The sequence below is a fragment of the Streptomyces sp. NPDC052910 genome (assembly GCF_055585605.1).
The window spans coordinates 622941-649139 of sequence record NZ_JBVJJR010000003.1 but is presented as its reverse complement, the minus strand read 5'-3'; the positions used below and the strand labels follow the sequence as shown (position 1 = coordinate 649139).

23 protein-coding genes, 1 tRNA gene and 1 pseudogene are annotated in these 26199 nt (G+C 73.2%); 16 read left to right on the top strand and 9 right to left on the bottom strand.

What is annotated here, in order from left to right:
* Positions 1–58: 58 nt before the first annotated feature.
* Entirely contained in the window at positions 59–1195 is a 1137-nt protein-coding gene (locus tag ACZ6X9_RS13885; protein WP_469778209.1) for a DUF475 domain-containing protein, read from the top strand.
* 114 nt (positions 1196–1309) lie between these two features.
* Entirely contained in the window at positions 1310–2053 is a 744-nt protein-coding gene (locus ACZ6X9_RS13880) for a TerD family protein (RefSeq protein WP_469778208.1), read from the top strand.
* A gap of 154 nt (positions 2054–2207) precedes the next feature.
* On the opposite strand, the gene ACZ6X9_RS13875 is transcribed toward ACZ6X9_RS13880, so the two are convergent.
* Positions 2208–3602 (bottom strand): TerD family protein, encoded by a 1395-nt coding sequence (locus tag ACZ6X9_RS13875; protein WP_469778207.1) that lies wholly within the window; start codon positions 3600–3602, stop codon positions 2208–2210.
* Positions 3603–3945: 343 nt separating this feature from the next.
* Between ACZ6X9_RS13875 and ACZ6X9_RS13870 the strand changes: the two genes are divergently transcribed.
* From ACZ6X9_RS13870 to ACZ6X9_RS13855, 4 genes are all read left to right on the top strand, one after another.
* Positions 3946–5121, top strand: a complete 1176-nt coding sequence (locus ACZ6X9_RS13870; protein ID WP_469778206.1) for an HpcH/HpaI aldolase/citrate lyase family protein — start codon at positions 3946–3948, stop codon at positions 5119–5121.
* A 174-nt stretch (positions 5122–5295) separates the two neighbouring features.
* Complete coding sequence (locus ACZ6X9_RS13865; protein ID WP_469778205.1) at positions 5296–8223, top strand: phosphoribosyltransferase; 2928 nt, start codon at positions 5296–5298, stop codon at positions 8221–8223.
* A 32-nt stretch (positions 8224–8255) separates the two neighbouring features.
* On the top strand, positions 8256–9074 hold the full coding sequence (locus tag ACZ6X9_RS13860) for an HAD family hydrolase (RefSeq protein WP_469778647.1): 819 nt from the start codon (positions 8256–8258) through the stop codon (positions 9072–9074).
* 251 nt (positions 9075–9325) lie between these two features.
* Complete coding sequence (locus tag ACZ6X9_RS13855; RefSeq protein ID WP_469778204.1) at positions 9326–9988, top strand: O-methyltransferase; 663 nt, start codon at positions 9326–9328, stop codon at positions 9986–9988.
* Between the two features lie 339 nt (positions 9989–10327).
* Here the strand turns inward: ACZ6X9_RS13855 and ACZ6X9_RS13850 are convergent, their stop codons facing one another.
* Positions 10328–10558: an FmdB family zinc ribbon protein gene (locus ACZ6X9_RS13850; RefSeq protein WP_469778203.1), complete on the bottom strand. Its 231-nt coding sequence runs from the start codon at positions 10556–10558 to the stop codon at positions 10328–10330.
* Here ACZ6X9_RS13850 and ACZ6X9_RS13845 point away from each other — a divergent pair.
* Positions 10557–11141: an NUDIX hydrolase gene (locus ACZ6X9_RS13845; protein ID WP_469778202.1), complete on the top strand. Its 585-nt coding sequence runs from the start codon at positions 10557–10559 to the stop codon at positions 11139–11141. The genes ACZ6X9_RS13850 and ACZ6X9_RS13845 overlap by 2 nt on opposite strands.
* 349 nt (positions 11142–11490) lie before the next feature.
* Here ACZ6X9_RS13845 and ACZ6X9_RS13840 read toward each other — a convergent pair whose 3' ends face one another.
* Complete coding sequence (locus ACZ6X9_RS13840; RefSeq protein ID WP_469778201.1) at positions 11491–12981, bottom strand: hypothetical protein; 1491 nt, start codon at positions 12979–12981, stop codon at positions 11491–11493.
* 318 nt (positions 12982–13299) lie between these two features.
* On the opposite strand from ACZ6X9_RS13840, the gene ACZ6X9_RS13835 reads away from it, so the two are divergent.
* A tRNA-Val gene (locus ACZ6X9_RS13835) sits at positions 13300–13374 on the top strand.
* A gap of 94 nt (positions 13375–13468) precedes the next feature.
* On the opposite strand, the pseudogene ACZ6X9_RS13830 reads toward ACZ6X9_RS13835, so the two are convergent.
* Positions 13469–13756 (bottom strand): annotated as a pseudogene (locus ACZ6X9_RS13830) (site-specific integrase); the annotation flags it as partial.
* 405 nt (positions 13757–14161) lie between these two features.
* Between ACZ6X9_RS13830 and ACZ6X9_RS13825 the strand changes: the two are divergent.
* The gene (locus tag ACZ6X9_RS13825; RefSeq protein ID WP_469778200.1) at positions 14162–15775 is read left to right on the top strand and encodes an MFS transporter; all 1614 of its coding nucleotides are present in this window, start codon (positions 14162–14164) and stop codon (positions 15773–15775) included.
* Here the strand turns inward: ACZ6X9_RS13825 and ACZ6X9_RS13820 are convergent.
* Positions 15735–16547: an AraC family transcriptional regulator gene (locus ACZ6X9_RS13820; RefSeq protein WP_469778199.1), complete on the bottom strand. Its 813-nt coding sequence runs from the start codon at positions 16545–16547 to the stop codon at positions 15735–15737. The genes ACZ6X9_RS13825 and ACZ6X9_RS13820 overlap by 41 nt on opposite strands.
* A gap of 326 nt (positions 16548–16873) precedes the next feature.
* Here ACZ6X9_RS13820 and ACZ6X9_RS13815 point away from each other — a divergent pair, with 326 nt between their 5' ends.
* From ACZ6X9_RS13815 to ACZ6X9_RS13795, 5 genes are all read left to right on the top strand, one after another.
* On the top strand, positions 16874–17275 hold the full coding sequence (locus ACZ6X9_RS13815) for a PPOX class F420-dependent oxidoreductase (RefSeq protein ID WP_469778198.1): 402 nt from the start codon (positions 16874–16876) through the stop codon (positions 17273–17275).
* A 359-nt stretch (positions 17276–17634) separates the two neighbouring features.
* On the top strand, positions 17635–18312 hold the full coding sequence (locus tag ACZ6X9_RS13810) for a hypothetical protein (RefSeq protein WP_469778197.1): 678 nt from the start codon (positions 17635–17637) through the stop codon (positions 18310–18312).
* A gap of 124 nt (positions 18313–18436) precedes the next feature.
* The gene (locus ACZ6X9_RS13805) at positions 18437–18619 is read left to right on the top strand and encodes a hypothetical protein (protein WP_436783550.1); all 183 of its coding nucleotides are present in this window, start codon (positions 18437–18439) and stop codon (positions 18617–18619) included.
* Between the two features lie 253 nt (positions 18620–18872).
* Entirely contained in the window at positions 18873–19049 is a 177-nt protein-coding gene (locus ACZ6X9_RS13800) for a hypothetical protein (RefSeq protein ID WP_469778196.1), read from the top strand.
* A 484-nt stretch (positions 19050–19533) separates the two neighbouring features.
* Positions 19534–19866 carry a hypothetical protein gene (locus tag ACZ6X9_RS13795; RefSeq protein WP_469778195.1) on the top strand — a complete coding sequence of 111 codons (333 nt, stop codon included), beginning with the start codon at positions 19534–19536 and terminating at the stop codon, positions 19864–19866.
* 122 nt (positions 19867–19988) lie between these two features.
* Here the strand turns inward: ACZ6X9_RS13795 and ACZ6X9_RS13790 are convergent, their stop codons facing one another.
* Positions 19989–20444 carry a gamma-glutamylcyclotransferase family protein gene (locus ACZ6X9_RS13790; protein ID WP_469778194.1) on the bottom strand — a complete coding sequence of 152 codons (456 nt, stop codon included), beginning with the start codon at positions 20442–20444 and terminating at the stop codon, positions 19989–19991.
* A gap of 160 nt (positions 20445–20604) precedes the next feature.
* On the opposite strand from ACZ6X9_RS13790, the gene ACZ6X9_RS13785 reads away from it, so the two are divergent.
* Positions 20605–21318, top strand: a complete 714-nt coding sequence (locus tag ACZ6X9_RS13785) for a histidine phosphatase family protein (RefSeq protein WP_469778193.1) — start codon at positions 20605–20607, stop codon at positions 21316–21318.
* A 163-nt stretch (positions 21319–21481) separates the two neighbouring features.
* Here the strand turns inward: ACZ6X9_RS13785 and ACZ6X9_RS13780 are convergent, their stop codons facing one another.
* Complete coding sequence (locus ACZ6X9_RS13780; protein WP_469778192.1) at positions 21482–22747, bottom strand: serine hydrolase domain-containing protein; 1266 nt, start codon at positions 22745–22747, stop codon at positions 21482–21484.
* 479 nt (positions 22748–23226) lie between these two features.
* Here ACZ6X9_RS13780 and ACZ6X9_RS13775 point away from each other — a divergent pair, with 479 nt between their 5' ends.
* Complete coding sequence (locus ACZ6X9_RS13775; protein ID WP_469778191.1) at positions 23227–23649, top strand: hypothetical protein; 423 nt, start codon at positions 23227–23229, stop codon at positions 23647–23649.
* A gap of 305 nt (positions 23650–23954) precedes the next feature.
* On the opposite strand, the gene ACZ6X9_RS13770 is transcribed toward ACZ6X9_RS13775, so the two are convergent.
* Both ACZ6X9_RS13770 and ACZ6X9_RS13765 read right to left on the bottom strand, forming a co-directional pair.
* Complete coding sequence (locus ACZ6X9_RS13770; RefSeq protein ID WP_469778190.1) at positions 23955–24203, bottom strand: plastocyanin/azurin family copper-binding protein; 249 nt, start codon at positions 24201–24203, stop codon at positions 23955–23957.
* Positions 24204–24310: 107 nt separating this feature from the next.
* Positions 24311–26134: a LysR substrate-binding domain-containing protein gene (locus tag ACZ6X9_RS13765; protein ID WP_469778189.1), complete on the bottom strand. Its 1824-nt coding sequence runs from the start codon at positions 26132–26134 to the stop codon at positions 24311–24313.
* Between the last annotated feature and the right edge of the window lie 65 nt (positions 26135–26199).

Here is a 26199-nt window from a genome sequence, read left to right as displayed (position 1 = left end):
ACGTTTCGTAAAGCCGCGCACCGCGCGGGCAGTATCGCAGCGAAGGATTGGGTAGCCAGTGCTCCTGAAAACCTTTGGTTGGTCGTTCGCCATCACGGCGGCCGGCTTTGCCTTGGCCGGCGTGCTCTGGGGGTGGAAAGGGCTGGCGCTCGTCGCGATCCTGTCCGTCCTGGAGATTTCGCTCTCGTTCGACAACGCGGTCATCAACGCCGGCATCCTCCGGAAGATGAACGCCTTCTGGCAGAAGATGTTCCTGACGGTGGGCATCCTCATCGCCGTCTTCGGCATGCGGCTGGTGTTCCCGGTCGTCATCGTGGCGATCACCGCCAAACTCGGGCCCATCGAGGCCGTCGACGTGGCGATCAACGATCACCACCGCTACGAGCAACTGGTCACCAGCGCCCACCCGGCCATCGCCGCGTTCGGCGGGATGTTCCTGCTCATGATCTTCCTGGACTTCGTCTTCGAGGACCGGGACATACAGTGGCTGGGCCCGGTGGAGCGGTTCCTGGCCAAGCTGGGCAAGGTCGAGGGCCTGTCGGTCATCGTCTCGCTGGTGGTGCTGATCATCACGGCCACCACCGTGGCCACCTCCGTCCCGGTGCACGGCGGGGACGGCACGATCGACAAGGCCGCCACCGTCCTGCTGGCCGGTGTCGCCGGTCTGGTGACCTACCTCGTCGTCGGCGGTATCTCGGGCTTCTTCGAGGAGCGCCTGGAGGATGAGGAGGACGAGGCCGAGGAGTCCGCTCCGGCGGAGAAGAAGAGCGGCGGCTCGGTCGTCGGACTGGCCGGCAAGGCCGCGTTCTTCATGTTCCTCTACCTGGAGGTCATCGACGCCTCCTTCTCCTTCGACGGGGTCATCGGCGCCTTCGCGATCACCAACGACATCTTCGTGATGGCGCTGGGCCTCGGTATCGGTGCGATGTACATCCGTTCGCTGACGGTCTTCCTGGTCCGCAAGGGGACCCTGGACGACTACGTCTACCTGGAGCACGGCGCGCACTACGCGATCGGCGCGCTCGCCCTGATCCTGCTGGCCACGATCAAATACGACATCCCCGAGGTCGTCACCGGCCTCATCGGCGTGGCCCTGATCGGCCTGTCGTTCTTCTCCTCCGTGCGGCGCAACCGCAAGGAGGCCGAGGCCGGCGGCGGCGACGGCAGCCGACAGGAGGTCACGTCCGGGGTGTGACCCCGGCACCTGTGCGGGAACCCTCTGAGCGGGGCGGCGGTGAGATCACCTCACGGCCGTCCCGCTCACCGGTTTCCGGGGCGGGAACCGGACCTTGAGGGGTGGGGGCAGCAGATGACGGTACGGGACAAGCTGTTCGGCAACTGGGGACGTGGCGCGGCCTGGCAGTTCGACTCCCAGCACAGCGCCTCGGGCGCGGTCGAACTCACCAAACGCCGCCCGGTCTACTCGCTGACCAGGAACGGAGCGGTCAGCGGCAACATGCGGGTCAACCTGTCGTGGCAGATGCGGACCACGGTCATCCACGAGAAGCCGGCCCGCGGCGGGATGCGGCACCCGTTCCGCAAGTTCACCCCCGAGATGGTGCAGGCGCAGGGGCCGGCGATGGTCAGTGTGGACCTGGACCTCGCCTGCATGTACGAGCTGTGGGACGGCTCAAAAGGCGTAGTGCAACCGCTCGGCGACATACTGGGCAGCATCAACTCTCCACCGTATGTCCAGCTCAGCGGCGACGACCGGTTCGGCTCCGGCTCGGGGGAGACCATCTACATCAACATGGACCACCGGGATGAGATCAAGCGACTGCTGATCTTCGTCTACATCTATGACGGCACCCCGGCGTTCGACCGTACCCAGGCCACGGTGACGCTGTATCCCGGCAACGGCCCCCGGCTCGAAGTCGCACTCCACGAGCGCGCGCCGGAGGCGCGGTCGTGCGCCGTGGTCCTGATCGAGAACGACAAGAAGGAGATCGTCGTCCGGCGGGAGATGCGGTACGTGTACGGGTTCCAGTCGGAGCTGGACCGGCTGTACGGGTGGGGGCTCCAGTGGGGGCGGGGGTACAAGTCGAAGGTGTGACGGTGTGGTGGTGCGGTGGTGTGGCGTGACGGGTGTGGGGCGTGACGGCGTGACGCGTGGTGGTGTGGCGGGTCGGGTGTGGTGATGCGGGTGGGCGGCGGCCTTGTGTGCGGGCCGCCGCCCGTTCCGCGCGGTACGGCCCCGGGCGGGGGCTTCAGCGGCCCGGTAGGAACTGCGGTCCCTGTGGCGGGAGCCGGAAGGCGGCCGGGTCGGGGACCGACGGCGGGGGCAGCGGGTAGTCGGCCTGCGCGTCCTGGGCGTCCTGGAAGGGCTGCTGCGTCCGGGACGACTGCTGCTGTGTGTGCTGTTGCGCGTGCGGAGGCTGGTAGGGCTGCTGCGGGTAGCCGTAGGACGGCTGGGCGGCCGGGTACTGCGGGTAGCCGTACGCGGGCGGTGCCGGGGGCGCCGGCGGGACGGCCGGAGGGGCGCCGGGCGGTGGCGGGTAGCCGTATCCCGGCCCGGCCGGGCGAGGGACGGCGGTGGTGGGCGCGTCGGCGGCGGGGGCGAGCGGGGTGGTCGGCAGGGGAGGCGGCGCGGTGACCGGCGCGGCCTGGGAGCCGGACGGGACGGATGCGGCGGGCGTGGAGGGTACGACCGGCGTCCCGTGGGCTCCGGGAGCAGGCGCCGGTGCGGCGGGGAACGCCGGCCGGGCGGGCGCCGGAGACGTCGGAGATATGGGCTCGGGGTGCCGGAGCGGGCTGCCGGGCGTGGTGTCGGGGGAGGCGGGCGGGCGGGTGTCGCCCCCGGTTCCGGGCCGGCTCCCGGTTCGGGTCCGGGTTTCGCTCGCGTTGGCGGGTTCGGCCGCGGCCGGGGTGCCGCCTGGGGCCGGGGTGCCGTCTGCGGCCCGGGTTCCGGCTGGGGCCCGGGTCCCGGCTGGGGCCGTTCCGTCGGAGCTCGATGGTCCGCCTCGGCTCGGCGTTCCATCGGCGACCGCGGCCCCGGAGCCGGTCCCGTCCGGTTCGTCGGTCTCGTCCTCGACGGAGATGCCGTACTCGGTGGCCAGTCCCACCAGGCCCGTCGCGTACCCCTGGCCGAGGGCCCGGAACTTCCAGGTGTCGCCGCGGCGGTAGAGCTCGCCGCAGATCATCGCCGTCTCGTCGCCCGTCTCGGGCCGGACGTCGAAGCGGGCGACGAGGGGGCCGGGGGCGGCGGCGGTGTCGCCGGGCGCCGCGCTCCCGCGGGTAGCGGCGGAGGCGTCGTAGAGCAGCAGGCACAGGTCGTCGACCAGGCCGAACGTCCCGCCGTCGGCGGAAGCGGCGATCACCACCCGGCGCACGGAGCCGTCCAGCCGCGCGAGGTCGGCCTCGACGGTGTCGGTCAGCCCCTCGTGCAGCCGCTTCTTGGGCAGGTGGCGCACCAGGCCGGAGGGGTGGCGGGGCTGGTTGTAGAAGACGAAGTCCTCGTCCGAACGCACGCGGTCGTCGGCGCCCAGGAGCAGGGCGGAGACGTCCACGTCGGGGATGCCGGCACCGGGGGTCCAGCGCAGCACCGCCCGTACGGCCGGGGCCTCCAGCGGGATGTTCGATCCCTTCAGCATCGCGTGCGTCATGCCCGCAATCCTGCCCTCCCGCGCGGGCCGCGGACAACGCGGGCCCCGCCCGCGGCCGAAGCGCGGCCGGGGGAACCGGGGGAGCGCCCGGGGCGCGCGGGGGCCGCGCTCTCGAGGGCCGGTCGGCGGCGGGTGCCGGTGGCCGGCGCCGGCGGCGGGTATCGGTGACGGGTGGCGGTGCCGGCGCCGGGTTGCCGGGTGGCGGTGCCGGAGTGTCGGGGCGGGCGGAACGAGATTCGTCCGGCGTTTGGGGAACTCTTGACCCTTCCCCGGACGTACGATAATCGGCCACGCTCGTCGGCTGGACGGCCCGGCGGGACGGCGCGGCACAACGGGGAGAGAGATGCGGCATTTTGGACACCTCGCGCCCGAGGTCCGGAACGGTTTGTTCCACCGGGAGCCGGGCGAGTTCGGCGTCGACTCCCCGGCCCGTACGCTCGCCGTCGCCCTCGGCGCCACCCTCTACAGCCCCGCCACCCGGCCGGCGCTCGCCCGGGACATCCTCAAGCAGGCCGGACAGGGTGTCGTGTCCATGGTCCTGTGCCTGGAGGACTCCATAGCGGACGGCGAGGTGGCCGAGGCCGAGGAGAACCTGGTCCGGCAGTTCGCCGAGCTGGCCGCCGCCCCCGCCGACCGGATGCCGCTGCTGTTCGTCCGCGTCCGCCGCCCCGGGCAGATCACCGACCTCGTACGCCGCCTGGGCCCCGCCCGGAAGCTGCTCTCCGGCTTCGTCCTCCCCAAGTTCACCGAGGACCGCGGTCTGCCCTTCCTGGAGGCCCTCGCCGAGGCCGAAACGGCGTACGGGCAGCGGCTGTTCGCGATGCCCGTCCTGGAGTCACCGGAGCTGCTGCACCTGGAGACGAGGACCGAGACGCTGGGCGGCATCGCCCGGGCCGTCGCCAAGTACCGCGACCGGGTGCTGGCCCTCCGGCTGGGCGTCACCGACTTCTGCTCCGCCTACGGGCTGCGCCGCGCGCCCGACATGACCGCCTACGACGTCCGGCTCGTCGCCTCCGTCATCGCCGACGTCGTCAACGTCCTCGGCCGCGCGGACGGCAGCGGCTTCACCGTCACCGGGCCGGTGTGGGAGTACTTCCGACAGCACCAGCGGATGTTCAAGCCGCAGTTGCGGCGCAGCCCGTTCGCCGGGCCGGCCGAGGCGCTGCGCTCGGCTCTCATCGAGCACGACATGGACGGCCTGCTGCGCGAGATCGAACTCGACCGCGCCAACGGCCTCCAGGGCAAGACGTGCATCCACCCCTCGCACGTCGCCCCGGTGCACGCCCTGTCCGTGGTCAGCCACGAGGAGTTCAGCGACGCCCAGGACATCCTGCGGTCGGTGGACGGGGGCGGCGGGGTGCTGCGGTCCGCTTACACCAACAAGATGAACGAGGTGAAGCCGCACCGCGCCTGGGCGGAAAGGACGCTGCAGCGGGCCGAGGTGTTCGGTGTGGCACGGGAGGACGTCGGGTTCGTGGAACTGCTGGGGGCGTGCGTGCCGACGATGCGGGTGGGATGAGGGTGAGGGGTGGGTGATGGTGTGAGGGGGCGGGTGGTCTGAGCGGTGCGGGTGGTGCGGAGCGTGGGGGATGTGTGAGGTGTGTGGGGTGTGGAGCGTGCGGGGCGTCGACAGAGTGCGAGTGGTGAGAGTGGTTCGAGTGTTGAGAGTGCCGCGAGAGGGAGTGACGTTCTGATGTGGTCGGGCCAGTGGGTGGCCGATCGGCTCGGCGTACGGCTGGAGGGCGACGCGGAGCTGCCCGGCCTGCTCGGCCTGGCCCTGCGCCGCAACCCCAAGCGGGCGCACCTGCTCGTCTCGAACGTCCTCGGCAAGCACGTGCCGCAGCGGCCGTCCGTCGTCCACGGCGTGGGCCTGGACCTCGGCCGCCGGGTGCGGGCGCTGCTCGGCGAGGCGGAAGCCGCCCGGTCGGTCGTCCTCGGCTACGCCGAGACGGCCACCGGCCTCGGCCACTCGGTCGCCGACGGTCTCGGGCTCGCGCCCTACCTGCACTCCACGCGCCGCCCGGTGGCCGGCGTCGCACCGGCCGGCGGCTTCGAGGAAGAGCACAGCCACGCCACGTCCCACCTGCTGCTGCCCGAGGATCCGCGGTTCTTCGCGGGCGACGGCCCGCTGGTGCTCGTCGACGACGAACTGTCGACCGGCCGCACGATCCGCAACACCATCGCCACCCTGCACGGCCGGCGCCCGCGCGACCGGTACGTCGTCGTCTCCCTCGTCGACCTGCGCCCGGTCGAGCAGCGTGCCGCGCTCGACGCCTTCGCGGCGGAGCTCGGCGCCCGCGTGGACGTCGTCGCCCTGGCGTCGGGGACGGTCGCGCTGCCGGAGGGGGTGCTCCGGAGGGGGCAGGAGCTGGTGGCGGAGTGGGAGGGCCGGAGCGGTGGGGAAGGCGGCGCCGCGGGTGCTTTTGCCGCTCCCGCTTCCGCTGCGGCTTCCGCTCCCGCTCCCGCTATGGCTTCCGGCGCTGCTTCCGCTGCTTCCGCTGCTTCCGCTGCTTCCGCTGCTTCCGTCGCTTCCGGGGGCGTGGTCCGAGTCGATCTCGGTTGGCCCGTCGGTCTGCCCGACGGGGGCCGGCATGGCTTCACCCCCGCACACCGCGACCGGCTGGAAGCCGCGCTGCCGCGCATGGCGGCGCGGGTCGCGGAGGCGCTGGCGGAGCGGCCGTCCTCCGGGGGCGGGGGCGATGTGAGCGACGCAGCCGGCGGGAGCGGTGGGTTTGACGCGACCGGTGGGGTCCGCGGGGCGGGTTCCGGGGCCGACGCGATCGGTGGGGCCCGCAGGGTCGGTTCCGGGGCCCGGCGCGTCCTCGTCCTGGGGACCGAGGAGCTGATGTACGCGCCGCTGCGGCTCGCCGGAGCGCTGGAGGACTTCTTCGCGGGAGCGGCGGAGACGGCGGGAGTTGCGGGAGCGGGGAGTGCGGTGAGCGCTGGGGGCGCTGCGGGCGCTTCGGGTGCTTCGGGCGTGGGCGGTGGAGTGCCGGGCGCCGGCTCGCGCTCCGGCTCCTCGCCCGGCGCGGGCGCCCCGGCCCTCTCCGCCGCCCGCAGCGGAGGCATCGAGGTGCTGTTCTCGACCACGACCCGGTCGCCCGTGCTGCCCGTGGACGACCCCGGGTACGCGATCCGCACCCGTCTCGTCTTCCCGGCGCACGACGCGCCGGACGGCGCCCCTGCCGACGCGCCGGACGGCGGCTCTCCCGGCCGCGACGTGTCTCCCGTCGGTCACGGTTCCCTCGACCGCCAGGCGTCTCCTGACTGTCATGTCTCACCCGACCGCCACGCTTCTCCCGACCGTCGCGATGCCCCCGACCGTTACGCGTACAACGTCGCGGGCGCCGGTTTCGACGCGGTCGTCGTCGTCACCGATTCGACGGGCGACACCCCCGCCCTGCACGCACCCGGCGGCCTGCTGGACCGGCTCGCCGCGCACACCCGGAAGGTCCTGCTGGCCGTGATCCCGTCCCACCGCGCCGCCGGGGAGCCCCTGCGCGGCCCCGCCTTCTCCTCGTACGAACCGGAGGACGTCGGCTGGCTGCTCCAGGACCTGTCGTCCGTCACCCTCGAAGTGCCCACCGAGGAGCGGGAGGAGGCGATCCAGAGCGGCGGCGCGCACTACGCGGAGTCGCTGCCCGTCGAGTACCAGCCGTCCGAGCGCTACCAGGCCCTGTACGCCGCCGCGTTGGAGTCGTCCGCCGGCCGGATCGCGCGTGCCGTGGGCGCGGTCACCGAGACCGTGCTCGCGGAGCGGTCGCCGCGCCCGGTGCTGGTCTCGCTGGCCCGCGCCGGCACCCCCGTGGGCGTCCTGATGCGCCGCTGGGCGCGGCACGCGCACGGCCTGGACCTGCCGCACTACGCCGTGTCCATCGTGCGTGGCCGGGGCATCGACACCGCGGCGCTGCGCTGGCTCGCCGACCACCACGACCCGGCCGACGTCGTCTTCGTCGACGGCTGGACGGGCAAGGGCGCCATCACCCGCGAGCTCGAACAGGCCCTGCGCGGAACGGAGTTCGACCCGCGACTCGCCGTCCTCGCCGACCCCGGTCACTGCGTGGAGACGTACGGCACCCGGGACGACTTCCTCATTCCGTCCGCCTGCCTCAACTCGACGGTCTCCGGCCTGATCTCGCGGACCGTGCTGCGCGCCGACCTCGTCGGGCCGGGCGACTTCCACGGCGCCAAGTTCTACCGCGAGCTGGCGGACGCCGACGTCTCCCGCGCCTTCCTCGACACCGTGACCGCGCGGTTCGCGGAGGTCGAGGAAGGTGTCGCCCACGACGCCAAGGAGCTCGCGGGCGCCGACCGCGCGCCGACCTGGCGGGGGTGGGCGGCGGTCGAGCGGATCAGCGAGGAGTACGGCATCCACGACGTCAACCTCGTCAAGCCCGGCGTCGGCGAGACCACGCGGGTCCTGCTGCGCCGCGTCCCCTGGAAGATCCTCGCCGAGCGCGGCGCGGGCGCGGACCTGGACCACGTCCGGCTGCTGGCCGCCCAGCGCGGGGTGCCGGTGGAGGAGGTCGAGGGGCTGCCGTACATCTGCGTCGGGCTCGTCCACCCGCGGTACACGCGCGGGGCGACGGGAACCGACGGGCGGGCGGTGCGGTCCTCGTGAAGGTGAACCCGGTGAATGATCTCGCTCATTCGGTGGAGACGCTCGTCGCCAGCGACCTCGACCGCACACTCATCTACTCCGCCGCCGCCCTCCGCCTCGGGACGGACGACGCGCGGGCGCCGCGCCTGCTGTGCGTGGAGGTGTACGAGGGGAAACCGCTGTCCTATGTGACGGAGACGGCGGCGGCGCTGCTCGACAGCCTCGCCCGGACCGGCGCGTTCGTGCCCGCCACCACGCGCACGCGGGCGCAGTACGGCCGGATCCGACTGCCCGGGCCCGCACCCCGGTTCGCGGTCTGTGCCAACGGCGGCGAGATCCTCGTCGACGGCGAACCGGACACCGGCTGGCGGGAGCGGGTGCGCCGGGCCGTCGCCGCCGAGTGCGCGACCCTTGACGAGGTCCGGGCGCGCCTGCTGGCGACGGCCGACCCGGCGTGGCTGCTGCGCGAGCGGACGGCCGAGGACCTCTTCGCCTACCTGGTCGTCGACCGGGAGCTGCTGCCCGTCGCGTGGGTCAAGGAGTTCACCGAGTGGGCGGACGAGCGCGGCTGGAACGTCTCGCTCCAGGGCCGCAAGATCTACGCCGTCCCGCGGCCCGTGACCAAGAGCGCGGCGGTCGCGGAGGTCGCCCGCCGCACCGGTGCCGGGTGCGTCCTGTCCGCCGGCGACTCCCTGCTCGACGCCGACCTGCTGCTCGCCGCCGACCGCGGCTGGCGGCCCGGCCACGGCGAACTGGCCGAGACGGGATGGGGAGCGCCGCACGTCACGGGGCTGGAGACGGCCGGTGTCGCGGCGGGCGAGGAGATCGCGCGGGCGTTCGCGGAGGCGGTGGGGGTGCCGGGACTGGGGTGAGGGATGTGGGCTGAGGCGAGGGATGTGAGCTGGGGGGAGGTGTGGGACGGCAGCAGGGACGGAATGTCTGGTAAGCGGCTGTTTTCCGAAACCCGGTCGCCGTAGCGTTCGTTGAGGCATCAACGTGTGCGGGACAAACATGGGGATGTCCCGACCCGCCCCCCGTGCCGTCGGCGGTTCGGCGCCCCGGCGACGACCACAGCCGGGGCGCCGGACCGCCCGTGCGGCGTCAGCGAACCGAGGAGCCTCGCGTGACCGAGTCCAAGAGCAGTCCGCTCACTTCCGAGCTCTACCAGTACATGATCGACCACAATCCGCCGCTCGACTCCGTACAGCGCGCCCTGGTCGAGACCACCCGCTCGCTGCTGCCCGACAGCGCCCACCTCCAGGTCGCGGAGGAGCAGGCTCCGCTGCTCGCCTTCCTGGTCCGGCTGACCGGCGCCCGCGACATCCTGGAGATCGGCACCTTCACCGGCCTCTCCGCCCTCTCCATGGCCCAGGCGCTGCCCGCGGACGGGCGGCTGATCGCCCTCGACATATCGGAGGAGTGGACGGCCCACGCCCGCGAGGCCTGGGCCAAGGCCGGAGTCGCCGACCGCGTCGAACTGCGCCTCGGCGACGGCCTGGAGTCCGTCCGCGCACTGCCCGCCGAGCCGCACCTCGACCTCGCCTTCCTCGACGCCGACAAGGAGCACTACGTCGACTACTGGGAGGAGGTCGTCCCCCGGCTGCGCACGGGCGGGCTGATCGTCGTCGACAACGTCTTCTTCCACGGCGAGGTCGTCGCCCCGAAGGCGTCGGCGGCGGGCGAGGGCGTCAAGGCGTTCAACGAGCACGTGGCCGCGGACGGACGGATGGAGTCGGTCATGCTCACGGTGGCGGACGGGTTGACGCTGGCGCGGAAGAAGGGCTGAGGCGGGCGCGGGCGCTGAAGGCGGGCCGGCGACCGCGGGTGTGGTGGGCGGGGCGCTGACAACTGTGGGCGCGGACGGCGGACCTGATGACCACCGTTGCGGACGGCGGGCTGACGGCCGCGGGTGCGAACGTCGGAGTCGACGGCCGCGGGCGCGAATGTCGACTTCGGCGACCGCGGGTGTGAACGGCGAAGTCGGCGACCGCCGGGCCCGGCCCGCCCCTACCCGCCCCCACCCACCCGTCCCGACGCTGCTCGGTGCCGGGTTCGAGGAGCTCAGGTTCGCACCGGAGGCGAGCCGGGCACCGGCCGCGCCCGGCCGGCCCCGTCGGCCCCTGCCTCAGCCGCAGCAGCCGCCTCCGCAGCACCCGCCGCCTCCGCCCCCGCCGCCCTCGGACGACGGCCCGGCGGAGGCGGCGCCCGCCGCCCCGGTCACCGCGACGGTGGAGAGCAACTTGACGCTGTCCAGGTGGCCCTGAGGGCACATGGCCGGAGCGGAGGACTGCGCCATGGGGCGGCGCAGCTCGAAGGTGGCACCACAGGCTTTGCAGCGGTATTCGTAGCGAGGCATGTCAGGCAGCATAACGACGGAGGACGCGCGGGGGAGCCCGGGCGGGGGCCGACGGCACTGGCAGGCCGGGGTGATGCGGATACCCGGACGAGCAGCCCGTGTCGCGGTCCTGGACCCGGCGGGGGCGGTCTTCCTGTTCCGGTACGACAACGAGGAGGTCGGCGTCCACTGGGCGATGCTCGGCGGCGGGCCGGACCCGGGCGAGTCACCGGCGCGGGCGGCCGAGCGGGAGGTGCGCGAGGAGACCGGGTGGACCGACATCGAGGTCGACGGCACCATACTGTGCCTCTGGTCGCACGACTTCACCCGGGCCGGGGTGCCGGTCCGGCAGTACGAGCACGTCTTCCTCGCGCGGGGCCCCCGCCGGGAGCCGGCCGGTGACCTGACCGCCGCGCACGCCGCGGACGCCGCGGACGGGATCCTCCGGTGGCGGTGGTGGACGCCGGACGAACTGTCCGGCGACACCGAGCCGCTGTGGCCGCCGCAACTGCCCGCACTGCTCGCGGGGGTGCGTGAAGCCGGCGCGCCGGCGGTGCCGGTGGACCTGGGGTACGTCGGGAACGGGGTGGCAGGGCGGGGCTGACCGGGGAGCGGGGAAACGGCTCCGCTTCGTCGCGGCCAGGCACCGGTCATGGTCCGGTTCCACGGCCCGTCCACGCGCTGCTGCCTGTTCTCGGGCGGCGGGGCGGCCGCCCGTCCACGTGCCGCTGTCCGTCCGAGCGCCACTGCCCGTTTGCGGGCCGCTGCCCGTCCACGCGCCACTCCCCGTTCGCGGGCCGCTGCCCGTTCTCCGTCCGCCGTCCGTCCACGCGTCGGCTCTCACCCGGCGGCCGGTGGCCGTCCCGCGTCCGCTCTCGTCCGGCGCCGATCCCGGCCCGGCGCCGATCCCGGCCCGGCGCCGAGCCTGGTCCGGCGCCGGACCAGGCGCCCGGTCAGCGTCCCCCGCCGCGCTCCTCGCGGATCGCCTGCACCACGGCCGCGACCGACTGCCGCACGGCCTCCGTCTCGGTCAGGAACCGCCACCAGTCGGGGTGCCGCCCCTCCAGGCCGGCCACGGCGCGGTCGAGCCGGGCCACGGCCTCGTCCAGCGGGGCCGCGTGCCGGGGGTCCGGGGTGCTGCGTCCGGCCATCGCGAGCCGCTGGGCGTCCCGGATGGCGAACCGGGTGCGTTCGACCTCCTGCTGCCGGTCGGCGGACACCTCGTCCAGCCGTCGCAGCCGGTCACCGGCGGCCGAGACGGACGCGTCGGTCGTCGTCAGGAGCGCGCGGACGGTCGACAGCAGGGCGGTGGCGTCCGGCCACCGCTGCTCGTCGCGGGCCGTCCGGGCCTCGGCGAGCTTGGCCTCCGCCTGGGCCACGGCCTGCCGGGCCTCCTCGGGCACCTGCTGGAGGTCCTGCCAGCAGGCGGTGCTGTACCGCCGGCGCAGTTCGCTGAGGACGGGCGCCACCTGCTCGGAGCGGGTGGCGAGCGCCTGGGCGCGGGTGCGCAGGGACACCAGCCGCTTGTCGATCTCGGCGGCCCGCTGGGGCAGTTGCGCCGCCGCCTCGCGGATCGCGTCGGCCTCGCGCAGGACCCGTTCCGCGCGGCCGATCGTCTCCGCGACGCCGTGCTGCCCGGCGCCCTGGTTGAGCTTGGTGAGCTCCGGGGAGAGCGCGGCGAGCCGGGCTGCCAGGTCGTCGGCCCGCAGCCCGGCGGCCCGGGTCGCGTCCAGGGCCTCGGTCGCCGCGAGCAGCGCCTGCCGGGCCCGTTCGACGGCGGGCGCCAGCCGGGACAGCTCCGCCTCGGCGGCGGCGAGCAGCGGCCCGAGCCCCTGCGCGAACCGCTCCAGGTCCGCCTTGACGCGGACGAGCTCGTCCCTGGCCCGGTTCAGGTCGGCGCGGGCCCGGGAGGCGGCGGCGGAGTCGAGGTCCTCGCGGTCCAGGTCATGGGTGTCGACGGCGGTGATGTACGCGCCGGACACCTCGTCGATGCGGGCGCCGAGCGCGGCGAAGTCCTGGGCGGCGCGCCGGGCGGCGGGCGAGGAGTCCACGGCGGCGATGGTCTCGAGGGAGATCCGCAGGTCCCGCTGGGCGGTGTCCAGCTCGTAGAACGCGGTCGCGGCGGCGTCCTTCGCGGCCTGTGCCTCGGCCCGCTGTGCGTCGCCGCGTCCCCAGCCCCAGCGCCGCGTCCCGCCCCCGGCGAAGGCCGCGGGAGCGGCCGCGACGGCGACGGCGGTGGCGGCGGCGAGCAGGGGGAGCGGCAGGAGGACGAGCGCGACGGCGTCACGGAGAGCCGGCCGGATGCCGCGCGCGGGGGCGCGGGGGCCCTCGGGGGCCGGGGCGGACCGTAGGGGCGCGGCGGCCCGGCCGGCGGCGGAGGCGGACGGTCCGGATATGGCAGGCCGTCCGGCCGGTCGTACGGACTGCGCGAAGGTAGCCGTCACGTGCCCTCTGCCTCTCCCGTTGATCGCCCCAGGCCCGAAGAACATTGTCCCATCCACCGGGGACGCCCACACAGGACGGTCACCGCGCGAACAAGCCGGCACACGCAGCCCCCACCCCACCGGTGGCCCGCCCACCCTCCACCACCCACTCTCCACCACCCGCCCCCGCCGCCCTCGGCCGCCGCCCCACCCCACGCGCTCCTCCGCGCCCCGGGGTGCCGAACCGAAGGCCGGCCCGGCACCCGAACCGACCCGGACGCGGGGCCCGACGGGTTTGCCGGGAGCCCGCCGGGGACATGTAGGCTGTCCTTTTGTTGCGGGCGCATAGCTCAGCGGTAGAGCGCCGCTCTTACAAAGCGGATGTCGGCGGTTCAAATCCGTCTGTGCCCACCAGCGGACAGAGCCCCGGAGCGATCAAGCTCCGGGGCTTCTGACATCCGGCCCCGACAGCAACGGGCACGGTCACGAGCGGTCGAGCCGCTTCCCGCCGACAGACGTTCCGCGGTTCCACCGGGCGACCGGTCCGAGCCGCGAACACGAAGCCACCGTCGTTCCACCGCTCACCGGCGCGCTCCCTCGCGGCAGTCCGGCGCATCCGGTGCCACCGAAGCGGCCGCGACGCACATGGCAGGCAGCGGAACCGTGCGGCGTCGGCGGTTCCTCGTCACGTCGTCGTGGAGGACGCCGCGCCGGCGCTGGATCCGCTGCCGGACGTGAGCACCCGCCGCTCCAAGTCGACGTCGGACCACCGGTGACCGACGATCTCACCCTGCCGGCTCAACCCCGTGGGCGACGAAGGGCCGGGAGGGGGCGCGCGGTTGACCGGCCGATGCCCGTCGGGAGGCGCCGGTCACCAGTCCTGTGCGCTGAGTGGATGCGCTTATCGGAACGTTCCTTGGCCGGAGAGGAGGAGCGTGCGGTGTCAGGAAAGTCAGCGATCCAAAGAGTGCCGGACGACCCCTCAAGGCTTCCGTGACCGGTGCGGACAGTCGTGTGTCCGCTCCGCGAAATCGCTCCGGCCGAACGGCCGGAAGTTGTCCGCTACGCGAAATCGGCCGTCCTCAAACGCCATTCCCGAGCGGCCCGTCGGGCATTTAGCGTGATCGGCGCGGCACCCGACCGGCATCCACGGGTGGCTTCTCCGCAGCCGACATCCACGCCTGATTCCGGGGAGTTTCCCATGTCCACGACTGCGACGGCCACGCGTGGGGACACGCCGGGCGATGTCGAACAGCGCCGGCCTGGACTGGTGCTGTTCATGGTCTGCGTCGCGATCTTCATGCTGATGCTCGACGCGATGGTCGTGTCCGCCGCCCTCTCCGATGTCCGCTCGGAATTCAACGCTTCCATCGACGGGCTCCAGTGGATCGTCGATGCCTACTCGATCCCGCTGGCCGGCCTCATGCTGACCTTCGGCACGCTCGGCGACCGGTTCGGCCGCAAGAGCCTCTTCATCACCGGCATGATCGTGTTCACCGCCGCTTCGCTGGCGCTGATGCTGGCGGGCGGCATCGTGGAACTCGACGTCCTGCGCGTGGTGCAAGGCATCGGTGCGGCGATGCTGTTCGCCACCGCGCTGCCGCTGCTGGCCGTCGCGTTTCCCGGGGCTGGGGAGCGGGCGAAGGCGATCGGTGTCTACGGGGCGGTGATGGCGGGCGCGACCGTCCTCGGACCGGTCATCGGCGGCGTGCTGGTCACCCAGTTCGGCTGGCGCTCGATCTTCACCGTCAACGTGCCGATCGGGATCGCCGTCACCTTGCTGGCCGTACTGAAGATGCCCGCCACCACGAGCACGCCGGGCCGCCGCGCCGACTGGCTCGGCTCGCTGCTGCTCACCGGCGGCCTGGTCTCGGCCGTGTCGGCGCTGACCCGAAGCAACGCGCTGGGCTGGACGTCGGGGACGGTCGTCTCCCTCCTCGTCACCGGCGTCGTCCTGGTGATCGCCTTCCTGTACTGGCAGACCCGGGCCAAGCACCCGCTGTTCGACATCTCGATGGCGAAGAAGCCCGGGTTCGCCGGCACCGCGGTCGTGTCCGTCGCGCACATGGCCACCCTGATGGCCGCGGCCACCTACCTGTCGCTGTTCCTGATGGGCGCGCTCGGCTACACGCCGTTGCAGATGGGCCTCAGGCTGCTGCCGATCAGCGCCTGTGCGATGGTCGCCGCGGCCCTGACCCCGATCGTCGCCAAGCGGGTGCCGGTCAGCGTCGGGCTGACGGGCACCATGGCGATGGTGACCGTGGGCATGTTCCTGCTGGGCAACTACGATCACGGCGACGGGTGGACCCACTTCCTGCCCGGCATGATCATCGGCGGTCTCGGCATCGGCGCCCTGACCGCGGTCAACCAGGCCGCGTCGCTGACCTTCGCCTCGCAGGAGAACGCGGGCATGTCCTCCGCGACCTTCGCCACGCTGCGGCAGGTCGGCATGGCCATGGGCATCGCCGGGCTCGGCGCGATGTTCAGCCATGTCGCGCAGGACAAGGCGCAGTCCGGGCTCCAGACGGTCGCCGGAAGCCACGCGGTGCCGCAGGATCTGCGGCAGGAGTTCGCCCACCAGGTCGGATCCGGCGCGGGGCACCAGGTGGTCGAGGCGGTGCCGCCGCAGTTCCACGACCTGGTGCCCGCCCTGGCCCGGGTCGCCGACAACGCGTCGATCGACGGGCTGAACTCCCTGGCCGCTCTGGGCACCTGGATCGGCGCGGGCTCCGTGGTCATCGCGGGCATCGCCTTCGCGATCGACCGCGGCCGGGTCAGCCGCCGCCGGGAGGAGGAGCGGCCGGTGTCCGCGTAAACCGGGACTGTGCGCCGCTCCCGCCGAAATACGCGGCGGGAGTGGCGCCGATCTCGCGCCGGAACGCGGTGATGAAGGCGCTCGCGGTACCGTAGCCGACGGCGCGGGCGACCCGCGAGATCGGCTGTCCCATGCCGAGCATGGGCAGCGCCGCGTTCAGCCGCTCGTACGTACGCCAGCTCGCGAAGCTCACACCTGTCTCGGCACGGAAGCGGCGCGAGAGGGTGCGCGGCGACGCCCCGACCTCCCGGCCCCAGTCCTCCAGGTCCCGGGGGTCCGCGGGAGCCTGCTTGATGGCGAGCGCGACGCGCAGGGCCAGCGGGTCGGTGGGCAGGATCGTCGGGATCGTCGCGACCGACACCGGCTTCATCAGGTCCCACAGCACGGCGGTGACCCGGGCGCGATGGTCCTCGGCGTCGGCGCCGATGGTCACGAGGTGGCTCAGCAGCGGCCCGACCAGCCCGGTGGCGTCGATGACGGTCGGGGCGTCCCAGCGCAGCGGGCATTCGTCCGGTTCGAAGTACAGCGAGACCATCGACACGGACGATTTCGGGTAAACCGAGTGATCCACGCCCCCGGGGATCCACAGGGCTCGCGAACGCTGCACCACCCAGCGGAAATTGCCCACCCCCATGGTGAGCAGACCGGTGGGCGCCCAGGTCAACTGGTGCTGCGGGTGGCTGTGGGCGGCGACATCGGCCCCGGCCTCGAGCGGGACGACCATGCTCGCGACGGCCGGATGGTCGATGGTGAAGTGCGTTTCGCCGATCACGGGCGCCCACTCTAACGTCAACTCCCGCCGTCCTGCGGGCTTCGACCGCCCGGATTCCGGCCCCTGCGTGATCGGGAGTGGGGCCCGGCCGGAGCGCGTCCGGAAAGCAGCCGGTTGCCCGCTTCCGGTGTCGGGAACCCGCCCGCCCGCCTGACGCCACGGCAGCGCACCGCACCGGAGCAGTGGGCCACCGGTTGGTGACGTGGGGGCCGGCGGCGGTTCTTCGGTCCCGGTGGCCTTCCGGATCCGGGCGGGGCAGCCGGTCGTTCTTCGGTGAGTAAGGAAGTTGGGGAAGAAGGAGCGTCGGCCTGCTGTTGTCACGCGGCATGACACGATTCGACGGCTTCGACGCCGCCACTGCCGATCTTCTCGACGGCAAGAACTTCGCCACCCTCGCCACGATCAACCCCGATGGCGGTCCGCAGTCTTCGGTCGTCTGGTTCGAGCGCGAGGGCGACACGGTGCTCGTCTCCGTGACCGCCGGCCGCAAGAAGACCCGGAACATCGAGCGTGACCCGCGCGTCAGCCTCACGGTCTTCGACCTGGGCAACCCCTACCGTTCCGCCGAGATCCGGGGCACCGCCGAGCTGCTGCCGGACCCGGGCAAGGAGCTGCCGAAGCGGCTCTCGCAGCGCTACCTCGGCGAGGACCCGCCGCAGGAGAAGGCGACGGAGGTCCGACTGATCGTCCGGATCACCCCGGAGCGGGTGAACGGTTTCTCCGTGTAGGTCCCGAGCCGGTCGCGTAGCCCGCCGGTCCGAGGGTGGGAACGGCGGGGCAGGGCGAGTTCTCGGAGGGGCCGGTCTGGATTTCCAAACTGGATCCCGGTCTGGATCCCGGTCTGGATCCCGGCCTGGGCCTGCCTCTCGGTACCCGGCGGTTCATCGAACCGTGTTCGGCCGGGCGTGCCTTGAGGCGCCGGTCGGTCGCTCCGTCGGTCGGTCGGTCGTTCAGGTTGGCGTCGTCGTGCTGTTCCGGGGGCGTACCGCAAGGCGCCTTGCGTGATGCTGTTCCACCGGTGGGGCCGAACAACCGGGGGACGGGGACTGAGCGGGGAGAGCGCGGGCGGGCTGGGTAGGGTCGGGGGATGGTTTTGGGACGGATGAGGGCAGGGCGGGGGCGTGAGCCGTTGCCGGAGATCGTCGACTGGCGGGACGTCACCAGGTTCACCGTGGGCACCGTGGAACGGCACGGGGCGAAGGGCCGGGGCATGGTGTTCGGGCCCACCGCCGTCCGCGTGTCTCGCCGGGAAGGCGAGGGGCGCGTCAACCCGCCGTGTGCGCTGATCGTCGCCGTCGACGAGAACACGAAGGTGCTCTACGAGGACAGGGAGCGGCAGCGCGTCCTGTGCACGGTCGAGCGGACCGACGGCGCGGCCGACGACGCCGAGCGGTGCTACGCGGTACGGGACGGTGAGGGGCGCGAGATCGGCGGCGTCCGGCGCGTCCCTCCGGCGCGCAGGCTGCTGCGGCACACCTGGCGCGTCGACCAGCCCGGGCGTCCGGAGATTGTGGGGCGTAACAAATGGGCCGCCATCTCCCGGCAGGATGCTGCCCTCCGTGCCGCGGGCAAGCTGGCCGAAGGAGTGCTGGACACGGTGCTGTCCTTCGGCGCCGAGGACGACGGAGCCCGCCGCGACCGCACCCTGCTGTGGCGGGCGGGGGACGAGGAAGTGATGCAGTCCGTGGGGCCCGACTTCCGCCTGACCTCCCGCTGGCCGGATCGCCGGCTGGTCTTCGCGGTGGCGGCCCTCGGGGACCGCTGAGCCAGGGCGGCCGGTGTTCTTCCCCGGCCCGTACACCGGCGGAACCCGATCGAACGGCCGGCCATGGCGGAGGGCGGGGCGTTATTCGGATGCGGTGGTCCGCGTGGCTTCGTACGCTGAGCGCATGTTCCAGACCCGGACCGTAGGTCCCGCATGCCCTGAGGAGATCAACCACGCCATCCGCAGCTTCCTCGCCGCGCGCAGCAGCCGCGCGCTGACCGGAGACGAACGGCGGGAGTACGCCCGCCTGCGCACCGAGTGGCTCGCGGCCACGCGCGGCCGGGGGCGGTACTGCACAGCGGCTTGATCGGCCGCCCCCCGGACGCGGGGGTGACGTGGGGGAGTCGGGGAGGTGTCCCGGCGGGCGGGGCCGGTTCCTTCGGTGCCAACGGGTCAGGGGAGGGACCCGCGCTGGACGGAGCCGCAGGGGCCGATGTCACGACCGGTGTACGGACGCTGTGCCGGCCGCCGTGCCCCGCTTGATGAGGATTTGATGAGCTTCTCCTGAACTCTTCCCGGATCAAGGGCCGTTTGTCAGTGGCTCCCCTTAGCCTGTCGGCATGTCCCTGGTCCCCATCCGTCAGCAGCCACGCGCCGAAGAGATCAACCGTGCCATCCGCGCCTTCCTGACCGAGCGCCGGGGACGCGCGCTCACCACCACCGAGCGGCGGGAGTACGAGCGGATGCGCGCCGCGTGGCTGGCCGCCGGCCAGTTGCGGTGGCGGAACGGGCGCTGAGCTCGCCTTCCCGCTGAGCGCTCCGTAACCGGCACCGAGTTCGTGGTGGGCCGACCGGCAACAACCGCATATCGACCGCGGTCGACGCGGCCGTCTCCCCGGCGCGACAGTCGCCACCACAGGTGTGATGCGGGAGCCTGGGCCCGGGAGTTGGCGCAGGCGGCAGGTCGAGGGCTGGTGGGACTTGTTGGGATCGTCGTGACTGCCGCGGTCGCGGTGTGCGGATGTGCCTCCGCGCCTTTCTGCCGGCCACCATCAAAAAGCAGCGGCGCCCCGAGGGGGCTGCGATGGTCTCTGCCCGGCTCTGGTCGTGGTCACGTTCCGCCTCGCTCCGGGGCCGGACGATGTCCCGTCGCCCGGAGGGGCGGGATGCGCGGCGAGAGGAGCCCGACAGCGATGCCCCAGACCCGACGGCGATGTCCCAGTCCCGAACGACGGCAAGCGTCACGCCGTGACCGGCTTTCCCGGGGCGAGGGTCCTCCGCGTGGAGCCCGACGGTGCCGGGAAGGCCTGCGTCGTCGGTCCGCAGGCCGACGGGCACCTCTGGGAGGTCACCCTTGTCGGCGGAGGTGACGGCGGTGCCGTCGGCGGAGTGCACCGGGTGGTGGCCTCCGGGCTCCAGACCCGTAAGGGGCTCGCCTTGGACGTCGGTGATGTCGGTGATGTCGGTGACCTCGGCGATGTCGGTGACCTTGGCGATCCAGGCGACGAACCGATCTACGTCGGCAACCGGCAAAGCCAGTTGTGGCAGGTCCGCAAGCATGCCGTCGAGGCCAGGGCAGGCGTCGCCAAGGTGCTTCCGCCGCCTGGCACTTGAGACTGTGGTGGCGAGGGAGGGGCGTGGCCCCGGCCCCTGGGAGGGCTTTTGCCGTTCGCGGCCGCTCCGTTACCGTTCGCGGATCGCTTGCGCAGTCGGCCCGCTGCCGGGGGCGATGTCGCTCACGCGGCCGTCCCCGCGCCGGTCGGCGTCTCTGCGCCGGCTGCCGTTCCCGCGCCCGCCGCCTCCCCAATGCTCGCCGCTTCCCCCGCGCCCGCCGCCTCCCCGGTGCTCGCCGGCGCGTACACCCACGCTTCGGCGCCGGAGGCGAGCGGCACCAGGGTGCGCTCGTAGTCGTCCACCTCGTAGTCGTCCGCCGCGGTCAGTTCGGTCTCCGTGATCAGCAGGGCGGTGCCCTCGACCCGGTCGGCGGGGTCGCCCGTGGGCTGGAGGATCGGGTGGTGGGCGGAGCCGCTGAGTGCGATGACGTGCGGGTCGGTGATCTCCACGGTGGCCAGCCGGTAGCCGGGCAGCGCGTCGGGCGTGCCGGTGGGCTCGCGGCCGAAGAGGGAGCGCTGGACCTCGGCCTGGCGCAGGGTGCCGTAGGAGAAGAGACGGACGGTGGGCTGTTCGATCATGGAACCAGCATCGGTGGGGGTGACGGGCCGGTGCAATGTGAGGTGTACCTCGGGGTACATACAGCGGAGGCTCAGGTGTGGCGGCGGCCGAGTGCTCCTGCTCGCTCGCCGCCTTCCCCCATGTCCCCGGCTGTCGCCGACCTCTCTTAGGAGCCCGCCCGTGCCCGGACCCGTCGGACCTGTCGAACCCGCCGGACCCGTCGGTGCCACCGGCCCCGCCGAGCTCATCGCCGTCCGGCACGGCGAGAGCACGGCGAACGTGCTGTTCGACCGGGCCCGTGCCACCGGTACGCCCGCCGTGCTGCCCGCCGGCGTCGATCCGCGCGTGCCGTTGTCCCCGCTCGGCCGGGAGCAGGCCGCCGGGCTGGGCCGGTGGCTGGCGGCGACGGTTCCGGACGCCGTCGTCGTCTCCCCGTACGTCCGGGCCCGGCAGACGTGGGAGGCGATGGCCGACGCGGCCGAACGGCTCGGTTGCCGGCCGCCCCTGCCCCCGCCCGTCCTCGACGACCGGCTCCGCGACCGGCAGATGGGCGTCTTCGAGGGTCACGACGCCACCGCCGTCCGGCTGCGCGCCCCCGACGAGGCGCTGCGCCGCGAGCGGGTCGGCGAGTGGGCCTACCGGCCGCCCGACGGGGAGTCGCTGTCCGATGTCGCCGCCCGCGTCCGGGCCCTGCTGGACGATGCCGACGTCGTGCCGCCCGGGCGACGGGTGCTGCTCGTCGCGCACGACGCGGTCGTCGTGGCGCTGCGCCACGTATTGGAGGACGAGACACCGGACCGGCCGTGGCCGGTGCCGAACGCCTCGGTCTCGCGATGGGCCGACGGCGGGGCCGGGTGGCGGCGGGTGGAGTTCGGGGTGCGGCCGTCCGCGTAGCCGGGAGGCGGGGGCGCCTCCATCGGAGTGGGGGTTACCCGTATGCGGGATGCCTCAGGGCAGGCAGGCAGGCAGGCAGACAGACAGGTAGGTAGGCAGGGCAGGGGCGGGAGGGGGGAGGCCGGGGCGGGGCGCCCTATCCCTGTCGGGGCCGGGGCATCCCCTACCGCTCGGTGCGCCCGCACAGCGCGTCGTCGGCCAGTTCGCGCATGGCCTTGCCGAGGCGGACGAGGTCGGGGAGGTCCCCGTCGCTGGTGACGGTCACCGCGACGGTGCGGCGGCCGTCCGGGGTGACGCCGGTGCGGGTGTACGAGCCGAAACCGTCGCCCTCGTGGTGCCAGTAGCCGCCGCCGCAGGTGAGCGGGGTCCAGCGCAGGCCGAGCCCGTACCCGCCCTCAGGCCATTCGGCGAGGTCGTCCGTGTCGCCGGTCCTGGCCACCGTACGTTGCATCTCGCGCAGTTGGGCGGGCGGGAGCAGCTTGCCGCCGGCCAGGGCGCGGAAGAAGGTGCGGAGGTCGGCGGCGGTGGTGACCAGCCCGGAGTCGGCCGTGTGCTGGATGCTGTGGTCGGTGACGTCCGTCCGCCCGCCGTCGGGGGTGGGCAGGACGACACGGGCGTGCGGGGCGGGGAGGTAGGGGTTGGCACCCGGCACGGACGTGCCGCGCAGGGCCAGCGGGGCGATGATGCGGTGTTCGACCTGTTCGCGCCAGCCCAGGCCGCCCGCCTTCTCGGCGATCATGCCGGCGAGCAGGTAGTTGGTGTTGGAGTACGCCCAGCGCCGGGGCGCGCCGCGGTGCCCGCCGGGGGCCGGGCGGTCCGGGGTGACGCGGTTCGGGGCGACGTGGTTCGGGGTGACGTCGTTCGGGGTGAACAGCGGGCGGTGGCGCATGGCGACGGCCACCCACTCCGCAGCGGGGGTCGTGTCATAGCGGTACTTCTCGAAGTCCTCGGCGAGTGCCCGGCCCAGCGCCGGGTCGTCGACGTAGTCGAACAGCCCGCTCGTCTGCTGGAGGAGGTCCCGGACGGTGATCCGCGACCCGTCGTTTCCGTGCCCCCGGACGACTCCCGGTAGCCATCGCTCGACGGTGTCGTCGAGCGACAGCCGCCCCTCCGCGACCAGTTGGAGGACGACGACGGACGTGAACGTCTTGGTGGTGCTCGCGGCCCGGAAGTGCGCGTTCCAGGGCGTCGGCGCCAAACCGCCGCCCGCTCGCGCCCGGAGGACCCGGCGGCCCGTGTCCGTCTCGGCGAGCACGCGGACGTTCCCGCCGGCTGCCCGGACGGCCTGGACGTCCGTGTTCAGCGTTTTCCGGGAGGCGGTACCGGTGGTGGGGCCGGATGGGGCGGTGGTGTCGGCGGGCGGCGTGAGGCGGGCCGCGAACTGTGGGGGTGCGGCGGCCGGGGTGAAGCCCGTCAACAGTGCCGTCACCACGGCGACCACACCGCCGATCGCGCCGGTCCTCCCGGTCCTCCCAGTCCTCCCGGCCCTTCCAGTCTTCCCGGTCTTTCCAGTCCTCTCAGTTCCCCCGGTCTTACGGGCCGTTCGCCCGCGTTCGCGCACCCGCATGTTCCGCTCTCCTCGTGCTCGTTGACGGGCAAGGGCACGTCGCTGCCCGCGCTTCGTCCCCACCCTGCCCCCACCCTGCTCCCGGTCCTGTTCCCGCGCCGTCGCGTACACCGATCCCATCACCGGCCCGTCGGACGGACCATGGGTCTGTGTCCCCGCGTGGGGTGTACCTGGCACCACCGCGCTCCGGCCGGGTGCGCGCCCTGTCCTCCGCCTCGCAGGTCCGGTCGTGGCGGACGTCGGGTGACCTCGGCTGCACCCGTGACCCCTTGCGTCCCGGGGCTGTTGGTTGCACGAGGGAAGGCCGGCGGGGGTAACCGGCGCAAGGGGAGGGGACGAGTATGGCCAGGCGCATCACCGGCTCGGACCGCGTGATCATGGCGCGTTTCACGGCCCAGTGGCCGGACGCCCGGTGCGTGCTGGCGTACGCCAGGCACGAGTCGATGGCGGTGGTGGCCTCCGTGCCCGTACCGGGCACCTCCCCGGTCGCGGCCTCGCTGTGGGAACTCGCGGGCCGCCATCTGCCCGCCAACACCACCAACGAGACGGACGTGTACGGGAGATGGCTGCTCGGAGCGGGCTGGAGCATGAGCGTGATGCCGCCTGCCGACGGGCTCGTCCTGCACGGCGAGCCCTGGACGCTGGACGTCTTACGGAGCGCCGTCCTCAAGGAACCGGCGTACGGGTCGGACGGGGTGCACGTGGGGCGGATGACGTTCGCTGACCCGCAGGTGATGGAGCGAGCGGCGGCGTTGTTGGCGTGAGGTGAGGGGTGTGCGAGGAGGTAAGTGTGAGGGGGTGGCGGCAAGTCCCTGGTGCATGGGCCTGTAGGGCCCGTAGGGGAAAGCCGTAAGGGTGCGGGTGGGAGTACGGGTGTGGGTACGGGAACCGGGTGTACGGGCAAGGGGCGCCGGCACGGCGGGCGGTGACGGTGAGGACGTCCGTCACCGCCCGCCTGGGTCCGGCCCGCCGGGAGGACCGCCGAACCCCCGGCCGGACACGGACGCTTCGGACGGCGATGCCCGAGCAGGCCTCGCCAGCGGCTGCCCATTCCCCAGGGACCGACTCCTCAGGCGACCGTGACGGTCCCCCGCATCGAGGGGTGGAGGGAGCAGTGATACGGGAACCGGCCCCGAGCGGTGAAGGTGTGGGAGAAGGTTCCCCGTGGCGGGAACGGGGCCGAGTCGAACGAGCCGTCGTCCGCGGTCACCGTGTGGTCACTGTCGGTCTCGTCGTTGGTCCAGGTGACCGTCTCGCCGACGGTGACGGTCAACTCGCCGGGATGGAACGCGAAATCCCGAATGGATACTTGGGGCATGGGGCGTGCTCCTCGTGTCCGGGCGCGTGGGTCCGCCCGAGTGAGAGGGAACTGCCCGCCCTCGCACGTTCCCATCCGGGAATTTGTCCGGACTCACCCGGGCGGCCTCACGCGGAGAGGTGCCGGTGCTCTTGCGGTGCTCCGGTGGGTGACAGCCGCACGGCCTGCGCCCGGAGCACGGTGGGTGGCGTGGACGGCGCTTGGGCCGCGCGGGTCGTGTGGGCCGGTCGAGTCGGGCGCGCCGGATGAACTGGGGGAGCCGCGGGACCCGCGGGAGCCGGGGGAGCCGCGGGACCCGCGGGAGCCGGGGGAGCCGGGGGAGCCGGGGGAGTCGCAGGGGCGAGAGGAGCCTCGCATGTCGCGGGAGTTGTGCGGGTCTGAGCGGGCACAGACGTCACCTGCGGGGAGGGCGGCCCCTGGAACGGAGACGGCACAGACGGCGCAGACGGCCCCGGCGGCGAGGACGGCAAGGACGGCAAGGACGGCGAGGGCTGCTCCGGCGGCGCGAGCGACGAGGGCCGCTCCGAAGGCGGGGGCGCCGAGGGCTGTTCCGGAGGCGTGGACGGCGAGGGTCGTGCCGGAGAGAGGGACGGCGGTGGCATGGGCGATGAAGGGCGTTCCGGCTCCGACGAGGCGGGTGGCACTGGTGGTCGGGCCGAGGCGGAGGTGTCCGTCGGCGCGCACGGACCCGCCGGCACACACAGGTCCGTTGGCCCGTGGGGGTGCGCCGAACCGTAAGGGTGCGCCGACCCGTGGGGGTACACCGACCCGTTGGGGGTAGCTGCCCCGTAGGGGACGGCTGACCCGTACGGGACCGCCGTCCCACAGGGGCCCGTAGACCCGTAGGGGTCCGTAGACCCGTACGGCTCCCCTGGCCCGTACGGACCAGCGAGCCCGTACGGGCCAGGGGACCCGTACGGAATCGGTGACCCGTAATGGCCCGGCAGCCCGACAGGGCCCTGCGGCCCGGGCAGGATCTCCCCGCGCCGTTCCCGCCACGCCCGGTACGCCGCGTTCCCCCGTGCCAACTCCTCGTAGGCGTCGGTGACATCGCCGTACAGTGCGTCGATCTCGGTGATGGACAGCGCGCCCGTCCGTGACACCAGGGACAGTCGGGCCGTGAGGGGATCTCCGAGGAGGGGGCGGACGACCGTGCCGTCCGTCGGTTCGGCGGTGGCCTGGCAGAGGCGCACGGCCTCGCCGGAGGCGACGAGGTCGGCGGCCGTGGCGGTGTCGCGTACCTGGAGCAGCCGGGGGTTGAGGCCGGCCGCCGAGAGGGCGCGGCGCAGGGCGGCGCAGTCGTGGTCGGCGGTCGGGTCGACGATCCAGGATTCGTCGGCGAGTTCGGGCAGCGCCACGCACGTGAGCGCGGCGACCGGATGCCCGGCGGCCAGTGCGACGAACCGGGGCTCGCAGTCGACCACGACGCGCCGCTCCAGGCCCGGCGGCAGGTGCAGCGGGAAACCGGCCGGTTCCTGGACGAGGGCGATGTCCAACTGGTTGGTGGCGAGCAACTGGACGAGGGCGGCCGACGAGACCTCTATGTGGATTGTGGTGTCCGTGCCCGGGAGCCGTCGGTGGACGCGGCGCAGCCATGCGGCCACGGGCGGGCCGCCCACGCTGCCGAGGCGCAGACACATCCCGCCCATGCCGCAGGCGGCGTCACGCGCCGCCATCACCAGGGCGGTCATCTCGGCCACGATCGGCCGGGCGCGGGACAGCACGGAATGGCCGAGAGGCGTCGGGCGGCTGCCCGTCTGCCCGCGGGTGAACAGCATCCCGCCGATCGCTCCCTCGATGCGCCTGAGCTGAGTGGTGAGCGAGGGCTGGGTCATGCCCAGTTGTAATGCGGCCTTCCGTACGCTCCCGGTGTCGGCGATGGCGCACAGCGCACGGAGGTGCCTGACCTCAAGCTCCACGGTCCGGAGCATAACCGCGCCCCCTTGGCCACACCAGGCACATTCTCGGGCAGGTGTGGGAGCCACCCGTCAACCGC